Genomic DNA, 8,293 nt, shown 5'->3' on the forward strand with positions numbered 1-8,293 from the left:
GAGTCGCGTTGTACACCGCACACCCCGACCGCTACGCGGACCTGCCCTACCGGCGCACCGGACGCAGCGGACTGAAACTCCCCGCACTGTCGCTCGGGCTGTGGCACAACTTCGGTCCGGACCGGCCGGCCCGGACCCAGCGGGCCATCCTCCGGCGCGCCTTCGACCTGGGCGTCACCCACTTCGACCTCGCCAACAACTACGGCCCGCCGCCCGGTGCCGCCGAACTGGCGCTCGGCGAGGCCCTGCGGGACGACTTCGCGTCCTACCGCGACGAACTGGTCGTCTCCACCAAGGCCGGATACCTGATGTGGCCCGGTCCGTACGGCGAGTGGGGGTCGCGCAAGTACCTGCTGTCCTCGCTCGACCAGAGCCTGAAGCGGATGGGCCTGGATCACGTCGACATCTTCTACTCGCACCGCCCGGACCCGGACACTCCGCTGGAGGAGACGATGGGCGCCCTGCACTCGGCGGTGCAGCAGGGCAAGGCCCTCTACGTCGGCGTCTCCAACTACTCCGCGGAGCAGACCCGCGAGGCGGCCCGCATCCTCCGCGAACTGGGCACCCCGCTGCTGATCCACCAGCCGCGCTACTCGATGCTCGACCGCCGGCCCGAGGACGAGGGCCTGCTCGACGCCCTCGACGAGCTGCAGGTCGGGTCCATCGCCTACTCCCCGCTGAAGCAGGGCCTGCTGACCTCCCGCTACCTCGACGGCATCCCGGACGGCTCCCGCGCCGCCGGGGACAGCCCGTTCCTGAACGCCGACGCCGTCACGGAGGACCTGGTCGCCAGGCTGCGCCGGCTCGACGAGATCGCCGGGGCCCGCGGCCAGTCGCTGGCCCAGATGGCGCTGGCCTGGGTGCTGCGCGGCGGCAGGGTGACCTCCGCCCTCGTCGGGGCGAGCAGCCCGCGGCAGCTTGAGGACAGCATCGCGGCCACCCGCAACCTGGACTTCGACGCGGAGGAACTCGCCCGCATCGACGCCGTCCTCAAGGGCTGAGGCACCGCGGTACGCAAGGGCCGAGCCGTGGCCGGGGGAGGACCCCGACCGCGGCTCGGCGCTCTCGGCCGCGCCTCGACCACCCCGGCAGCGGCTCGACCGACCCCGGCGGCGGCTCGCCGCCCGCGGCGACCCGGGGCGGCCACCCTGCCGGGCGGCCCGGTCCGGGCGGTTCCGCTACCTCCCAGGTCATCGCCGTCCCCGCGGTCCCCCCGGCGGCCCCCCGCGCCCGGGAGCGGACACCGGTTGCCTTGTTTCGGCCAGTCGGCCCGGTGAATATGCCAGGAGACTGGCCGAAAAGCATGGTGACTGTGGTTCAGCGGTGAACATACTCGAACACGAGCAGTAGTGCACCGCACACAAGCCGCAGGCAGGGAGAGGCGACGCCGCCAGGCGGGCGAGGCGCGACGGGGGAGTGAGACGTGCACGACGAGTTCCTGTGCCATGTCACGGCGTACGGAGTCTGCGACGGCCGGCGCATCGGAGTACCGCTCGGCACCTACCGCGCGCCCACCCTGGCCCTGGCCCTGTGGTGGCTGCGCGACCGGGCCTGCTGGATCGCCGACCGGCTCGACCCGGAGCCGGGCGGGCCGCACTTCCCGACCGGCGCGCTGGTCCCGGTCGCCGACACCGTGACCGACGTGCCGGGCGTGCTGCGGGCCTGGTGCGCGGACCCCGACCGGCAGGGGCAGGTCGCCGACGAGCTGGCCGGCGGGCGCCTGGTGCGCATCGCCACCAGCGACGACACCACCGAGTACGAACTGCTCGCCGAGTCCGTCGACGCCCTGCGCATGCAGCGGGCGGCGCCGCCGCTCCTGGTGCCCGTCGCCTAACCGAGTTCGGACTGACCAAGAAGTCGCTGTCGCTGACCGGCTTCACCACCGTCGGCCAGTTCGTCGGCACCCTCGACTACGTCGCCCCCGAACAGATCTCCGGGCGGCCCGTCGACGGCCGCTGCGACGTCTACGCCCTCGCCTGCGTGGTCCACGAGTGCCTGACCGGTCACCCGCCGTTCCGCCGCGACGACGACATGGCCCTGCTGTGGGCCCACCAGTACGACGAACCGCCGCCGCCGACCGAGGACCGGCCGGACCTGGCGGTCGGCCTGGACGCCGTGTTCGCCCGGACCCTCGCCAAGAGCCCGGACGACCGGTACGACTCCTGCCTCGCCTTCGTCGCCGCGCTGCGTGCCGCGGGCACCGAGGACCCCGGCACCGGCGCCTCCGACGGCGGGCACCCGCTGACCGAGGTGGACCTCGCCGCCCGCCCCCCGGCCGGCAGCGGGCTCAAGTCCCCTCCGGGCTGGGCCGAGCCGGTCCTCCGACCTCGCGGAGCAGGCCGCGCCGCCGCAGCGCGGTCGCCGTCAGCGCCCCCAGGAATCCCGTGACCGCTCCCCACAGCAGCGCCAGGCCGACCGCCGTCGCCGTCTCCGGCCTCAGGAACAGCCGACCGGACAGGCCACCGCCCAGATCGCCCAGCCCCAGCAGGGACAGTCCGTAGTGCGCGGAGATCCGGGCGACGAGGCAGACCGTCCACACCGTCAGCGCCGACGCCACCGCCATCTGCACGGCGTGCTGCCACGCCCGCATCCGGGCGGGTGAACGCGCCGCCAGCACGAAGGCCGCCGCGAGCATCAGCACCGCGGTCGCCGCCACCAGCCACCACACCCGGCCGTCGTGCTCGGCGAGGGTGCGGAGGTTCAGCGCCGAGATGTCCGGGGTGCGCAGCACCTCGTCCAGCACGTGCGGCATGGGCAGCCCGAACGGACCCTCCACCCGTCCGTTCCAGGTGGCGCCCATGCCGACGGTCAGCGCCGGCCAGGCCACGTTCGGCAGGCCCAGCAGCACCACCGCGAACGTCTCCGCCGGACGGCCGCGGGTCGCGGCGACCACCAGGGCGATCACGAGGCCGACGGCGACGCAGGCCAGCAGCAGCGTCACCATGGCGTACGCGGCCGGCCGCACCGACTCCTGGAAACGCAGCAGCCGCCCCGGAAGCGGCGCGCCCCGCGCCACCAGCAGGGCCAGCACGAACACCCCGGCCAGCCACAGCAACCCGAACACGACCGAAACCGGGACGTCGGCGCGGAAACCCACCTCGGGCGTGATGCCGAACAGGTCACCGAGATCGCTCAGGACGTTGTCCCCCAGCGGGATCGCGAAGGTGTGCCGGGCAGCGAGCGCGAACCCGAGCAGCCCGAGCAGCCACACCACCGCGATCCGCGCGGCCCAGCCGGCCAGCTCCCCGGCGCCGGCGACCGCCCGGTGCCGCAGCGGCCGCAGGAAGCCCGCCGCGACCACCAGGGCACCGGCCAGGGTGACGGACAGGGGCATCACCGTCATCCCGGCCGAGGTGCCGGCGAGTGCGCCGGCGTTCCCCGACACCTCCACGCTGCCGCCGACGGCGGTCACCACGGTCGCCGCCACCACGCGCGCGAAGGCGCCGTCCGGCAGATCCGCCGCACCGGCCGCCCACAGCCCCAGCGCCGCCGTGGCGCCCATCGCGAGCAGACCGAGCACCGCGGCGGCGACGGCCTGCGGCCAGCCGTGACGGGCGGATGTCCGAACGGAGGCGGTGGGGGAGCTCACAACGCCACGCTAAGCAGCGCGCCCGGCGGGCGCCCGCCGGGAGGTCCGTCCGCGTCCGCTTGCGCCCGCCACCGCACCGGAGCACACGATGGCCGCACCCCAGCCGCCCCTGTCGAGCCCGGCCACCGCGGCGGGAACGGCGTCCCGGTCGGCCGCCGCCCCACCGGGACCGTCGAGCGGCCTCGCCGAGCTGTAACGCACCCCACTCCACCCCCGCCCCGGAAGGGGGAGTGGCCGGCGCGGCACGGGGTACGAGGACAGGTGCAGCAGAGTCCGGCCGGTCCGGAGAACGAGGAAGACCACGCATGACCGAGTATCTGGGCGGGGCAGTGATACCGACTGGTTTCGACGTGCCCGTGGAGCCACTGAGACGGGCGGCCCACTACAGCGGGGAACCGGGGAGCATCGCGGAGGCCCGTGCGCTGGCCGCGCGCTTCGTCGAGCAGCTCACGACCGAGTGGTGCGCCGCCGTCGGCGACCGGACCCGCGAGGAGCTGCTGCTGGTGGTGAGCGAGCTCGTCACCAACGCCGACCGGCACAGCAGCGGCCCGTACATCCTGGAACTGGAGGGCACCGACGCCGCGGTGACCGTCTCCGTGTACGACAGCAGCGGCGCGCTGCCCGTACGGTTCCCGCGCGACCCGGAGCGCATCGGCCGGCACGGCCTGGAGATAGTCGGCGTGCTGGCCACGGAGATCACCGTGGAGCGCGTCCCGGTCGGCAAGCGGGTGCGGGCCGTCGTACCGCTGCGCTGAACGCCCGCCGCCGGCTGCGTAGCGGGTGCCGCAGACGCCCCGTCACCGGCACCTCGGCCGCTCGCGGGGTGCACCGGACGCGCAGGCGCCACCCAGGCGCACCCGCGTCGGGATGCGCCCTGTCAGGCGCATCCCAGCTCGCCGAGCATGCCCTCCCGCAGTCGGGTGAGTATGTGCTTGATCAGCCGGGAGACGTGCATCTGCGAGCAGCCGAGCTGCTTCCCTATCTCGGCCTGGGTGGCCTCCTCCACGAACCGCAGATGGAGGATCCTGCGGTCCCGCTCGCCCAGGTCCGCCATGAGCGGCGCCAGCGACCGGAAGTCCTCGACCAGCTCCAGCCGCTGCTCCTCCACGCCGATGAAATCGGCCAGCACCGCCTCGCCGTCCTCCGCCCCGTCACCGGTGAGGGCCGCGTCCAGCGAGGCGGAGTTGTAGCCGTTCGAGGCGAGCTGCGCCTCGACCACCTCGTCGTCGGAGAGGTCCATCAGCGTGGCCAGCTCCGCGACCGTCGGTTCCCGGTCCAGCCGGGCGGCCAGTTCGTCGCGCGCCCTGGCCAGTTCCACGCGCAACTCCTGAAGGCGCCGCGGCACGTGCACCGCCCAGGTGGTGTCCCGGAAGAAGCGCTTGATCTCACCGACGATGTAGGGCAGCGCGAACGAGGTGAACTCCACCTCCCGGGACAGGTCGAACCGGTCGATGGCCTTGATGAGACCGATCATCCCGGTCTGGACGACGTCCTCCATGTCGTCACCGCGGCTCCGGAACCGGCCGGCCGCGAACCGCACCAGCGACATGTTCATCTCGATGAGCGTGTTGCGGACGTACTGGTACCCGTGCGTCCCCTCCTCCAGCTCCGCCAGGCGGCGGAAGAACCGGCGGGACAGCTCCCGTGCGTCCCGGGGTGCCACGTCGCGCGCGTCCCCGACGCCCGGCAGGGATCCCGCGTCCGTGCTCGTCCCGGTGCTGTCCTTGGTGAGTTCTGCTTCCGGCCGGACCGCGGCGGTGGCCATCGGATCTTCCCTCCCACGAGAGCGGGCAGCGACGATTGCACTCAACGTCCGCTTACCCGGGCCCCATTGGCGTATGCCCGGTGTGCCTCGGTTGGGGCGGAAAGGCGATGTCGGGAGTAAACCTCCGGTGCCGGCCGGTCGCTCCGCCCCGGGACGTCGCGACGCCGTCCCGTCGCGACTTCACTCAGGGCGGAACGCCTGCCCCTCCCTCTTCCGAACGGCGGGAACCTAGGCTGGGGCGGTGAGCAACCGAGCGCCGAAGACCGTCCGTGTCCCGCCGCCCCTTCCGCCGGGCGGGCGGCCGCCGACCGCCCGCCCGGCCGAGGCCGGACCACCTCCCGAACCGCTGTGGCGCGACCTGGTCGGCGGGGTCCTGCGAGGCGAGCGCCTCGCCCAGGAGCGCACCCTCAAGGACGTCGCCGACACGGCCCGCATCTCCATGCCCTACCTGTCGGAGGTCGAGCGCGGCCGCAAGGAGGCCTCCTCGGAGGTCCTCGCGGCCGCCGCCCGGGCCCTCGGCCTCGGGCTGGGCGACCTGCTGGCCCGGGCGCACTCGGAGCTGTCCGGCGTGTCCGTGCGGCGGTCCGCCCGCCCCGGTGCGTCCACCGCCCCGCGCAACGGACTCTGCCTGGCGGCCTGACCGCGGCGGACTCCGCCCGGCCCGCGCCGCGGCGGACTCCGCCCGGCCGTTCGACCGGGGGGAGCCCGCCGCGTGTCACCCGGCGAGCCGCCGGCTGAGCACCTCGTCGGCCAGTCCGTAGGCCACCGCCTCCTCGGCGGTGAACACCTTCTCGCGGTCCATGTCCGCGCGCAGTGTCGCCGCGTCGTGCCCGGTGTGCCGGGCGAGCACCTCCTCGACCTGCGAGCGGATGCGGGCCATCTCCTTCGCCTGCAGGGCGAGATCGGACACCGTGCCCTGACTGCCACCGCTGGCCGGCTGACCGAGCAGCACGCGCGAGTGCTCCAGCACGAACCGCCGTCCAGGGTCCCCCGCGGCAAGCAGCACGGCCGCCGTGGACGCCGCCTGCCCGACGCAGAAGGTGGCGACCGGCGCCCGTACGAACCGCAGCGTGTCGTAGACCGCCATCAGCGAAGTGATCGATCCACCGGGCGAGTTGAGGTACACCGCGATCTCGGTCTCCGGAGCCGCCGCCTCCAGGTGCAGCAGCTGCGCGATGACGACGCCCGCCACCGCGTCGTCGATCTCGGTGCCCAGGAAGACGATCCGCTCGCTGAGCAGGCGGCTGAAGACGTCGTAGGAGCGCTCGCCCTGCGGGGTGCGCTCGACGACGTGCGGAATCGTGTACGTACCCATGCGCCTACAGCCCCGTCCGTCGCCGCGACGCGGCCGGGTGAACGTCCGCGAGGGACTGCACCACCCGGTCCACCATGCCGTACTCCCTGGCCTCCTCGGCCGTGAACCAGCGGTCCCGGTCGCCGTCCCGCGAGATGGTCTCCGGGCTCTGCCCGGTGTGCTCGGCGGTGATCCGCTCGATGACCCGCTTGGTGAACTCCAGGTTCTCCGCCTGGATCTCGATGTCCGCGGCGGTCCCGCCGATCCCCGCCGACGGCTGGTGCATCATGATGCGCGCGTGCGGCAGCGCGTACCGCTTGCCCGGAGTGCCCACGGCCAGCAGGAACTGGCCCATGCTGGCGGCGAACCCCATCGCCAGCGTGGACACGTCGTTCGGGATCAGCCGCATGGTGTCGTAGATCGCCAGGCCGGCGTGGACCGAGCCGCCGGGGCTGTTGACGAACAGGCTGATGTCGGTGCGCGGGTCCTCGCCGGACAGGACCAGCAACTGGGCGCAGACCCGGTTCGCCGAGACCTCGTCGACCCGGGTGCCCAGGAGGACGATCCGCCGACCGAGCAACTGGGCGGCCAGGTCGTCGTCGAAGCGGCTGGTGGGGGTGCCGCCCTCCTCCGCCCGGGGCAGCGCGACCGGCTCCAGGCCGGCCGTGAGTGGGGACATCGTCGCTCCTCGTACGTCGTGTGCGGCGTATCTCGCCGCACCGACCACTCTCCGGCCGACGCCTCTGCCGGGGGAGGTCTCTCTGCCCGCCGCAGATTCGCCCCCGGCAGAAGGCCCCCGCGGCGGAGCCTGAGCCCGGCAGCGGGTACCGCACCGCCGGGCGCGCCGGAGGCGGGCGCGGGCGGGTGGCGGCGCCCTGCCGCAGCAGCGGCAGACGGAGACGGAGACGGAGACGGAGACGAGGGACCGTACTCAGGCCGAAGCGCTCGCACTCTGGTGACGAGACGGAGCTTCCGGGGCGAAATGCCAAGAATGTCAGGAATGGCGAGACCCGACTACGATCTCAGCAACGGTGTGAGACGAGCCGCGACGCGACCAGCCGGGGCGCTGGGCGATCCGCGGCCGCCGGACCGATGAGTTCGGCGGGCCGCTCCCGTCTACACCGGTGACAGCGTCCGCATCGGCGACGGCGCTACCGCTCCCATTCCCAGGAGGTGCCTCATGGCGTCCGACGGATTCACCACCTGCCTCTGGTTCGACGGCCAGGCGGAGGAGGCCGCGAACTACTACGTGTCGGTCTTCGAGAACTCCCGCATCGACCGGGTCGGCCGCCACTCCGACGCCGGCCCCGGCCCGGCGGGCTCGGTACTCGCCGTGGAGTTCACGGCCAACGGCCAGAAGTTCCTCGCCCTCAACGGCGGACCGCAGTTCACGTTCAGCGAGGCGATCTCCTTCCAGATCTTCTGCGCGGACCAGGCCGAGGTCGACCACTACTGGTCGAAGCTGACCGAGAACGGTGGCGAGGGCGGTCCCTGCGGCTGGCTGAAGGACCGCTACGGCGTCTCCTGGCAGGTCGTTCCCGAGGGCCTGCTCGACATGATCAACGACCCGGACCCGCAGAAGGCCGCCCGTGCCGCGAAAGCCATGATGTCCATGGGCAAGTTCGACATCGCCGAACTGGAGAGG

At 73.2% G+C, this 8,293-nt stretch carries 10 protein-coding genes and 1 pseudogene; 7 read left to right on the forward strand and 4 right to left on the reverse strand.

Annotation, left to right across the window (positions count from 1 at the left end; all coding sequences use genetic code 11):
- Nucleotides 1-8 precede the first annotated feature (8 nt).
- From mgrA to ACL02U_RS25645, 4 genes and pseudogenes are all read left to right on the forward strand, one after another.
- Entirely contained in the window at nucleotides 9-1,001 is a 993-nt protein-coding gene (gene mgrA / locus ACL02U_RS25630; protein WP_412793298.1) for an L-glyceraldehyde 3-phosphate reductase, read from the forward strand.
- Nucleotides 1,002-1,423: 422 nt separating this feature from the next.
- Nucleotides 1,424-1,834 carry a hypothetical protein gene (locus ACL02U_RS25635; RefSeq protein ID WP_412793299.1) on the forward strand — a complete coding sequence of 137 codons (411 nt, stop codon included), beginning with the start codon at nucleotides 1,424-1,426 and terminating at the stop codon, nucleotides 1,832-1,834.
- Between the two features lie 32 nt (nucleotides 1,835-1,866).
- Nucleotides 1,867-1,977: pseudogene (locus ACL02U_RS25640) on the forward strand (serine/threonine protein kinase); the annotation flags it as partial.
- Between the two features lie 3 nt (nucleotides 1,978-1,980).
- The gene (locus tag ACL02U_RS25645; RefSeq protein ID WP_412793308.1) at nucleotides 1,981-2,388 is read left to right on the forward strand and encodes a hypothetical protein; all 408 of its coding nucleotides are present in this window, start codon (nucleotides 1,981-1,983) and stop codon (nucleotides 2,386-2,388) included.
- On the opposite strand, the gene ACL02U_RS25650 is transcribed toward ACL02U_RS25645, so the two are convergent.
- Nucleotides 2,288-3,589, reverse strand: coding sequence for a streptophobe family protein (locus ACL02U_RS25650; protein WP_412793300.1), 1,302 nt, complete (start codon nucleotides 3,587-3,589; stop codon nucleotides 2,288-2,290). The two genes, ACL02U_RS25645 and ACL02U_RS25650, sit on opposite strands and share 101 nt — an antisense overlap.
- A 305-nt stretch (nucleotides 3,590-3,894) precedes the next feature.
- Here ACL02U_RS25650 and ACL02U_RS25655 point away from each other — a divergent pair, with 305 nt between their 5' ends.
- The gene (locus ACL02U_RS25655; protein WP_412793301.1) at nucleotides 3,895-4,344 is read left to right on the forward strand and encodes an ATP-binding protein; all 450 of its coding nucleotides are present in this window, start codon (nucleotides 3,895-3,897) and stop codon (nucleotides 4,342-4,344) included.
- 122 nt (nucleotides 4,345-4,466) lie between these two features.
- On the opposite strand, the gene ACL02U_RS25660 is transcribed toward ACL02U_RS25655, so the two are convergent.
- Entirely contained in the window at nucleotides 4,467-5,354 is an 888-nt protein-coding gene (locus ACL02U_RS25660) for an RNA polymerase sigma factor SigF (RefSeq protein WP_412793302.1), read from the reverse strand.
- A gap of 241 nt (nucleotides 5,355-5,595) precedes the next feature.
- Here ACL02U_RS25660 and ACL02U_RS25665 point away from each other — a divergent pair, with 241 nt between their 5' ends.
- A complete protein-coding gene (locus ACL02U_RS25665; RefSeq protein ID WP_412793303.1) occupies nucleotides 5,596-5,994 on the forward strand; it encodes a helix-turn-helix domain-containing protein in 399 nt (132 codons plus the stop codon).
- Nucleotides 5,995-6,069: 75 nt separating this feature from the next.
- On the opposite strand, the gene ACL02U_RS25670 is transcribed toward ACL02U_RS25665, so the two are convergent.
- Both ACL02U_RS25670 and ACL02U_RS25675 read right to left on the reverse strand, forming a co-directional pair.
- The gene (locus tag ACL02U_RS25670) at nucleotides 6,070-6,669 is read right to left on the reverse strand and encodes a ClpP family protease (RefSeq protein ID WP_412793304.1); all 600 of its coding nucleotides are present in this window, start codon (nucleotides 6,667-6,669) and stop codon (nucleotides 6,070-6,072) included.
- A gap of 4 nt (nucleotides 6,670-6,673) precedes the next feature.
- Nucleotides 6,674-7,327, reverse strand: a complete 654-nt coding sequence (locus ACL02U_RS25675; protein ID WP_412793305.1) for an ATP-dependent Clp protease proteolytic subunit — start codon at nucleotides 7,325-7,327, stop codon at nucleotides 6,674-6,676.
- Between the two features lie 501 nt (nucleotides 7,328-7,828).
- Between ACL02U_RS25675 and ACL02U_RS25680 the strand changes: the two genes are divergently transcribed.
- Nucleotides 7,829-8,293: VOC family protein (locus ACL02U_RS25680; RefSeq protein ID WP_412793306.1), on the forward strand; the 465-nt coding region annotated here is incomplete at its 3' end.

This window comes from Streptomyces sp. MS06 (genome assembly GCF_047200655.1).
Taxonomy (GTDB): domain Bacteria; phylum Actinomycetota; class Actinomycetes; order Streptomycetales; family Streptomycetaceae; genus Streptomyces.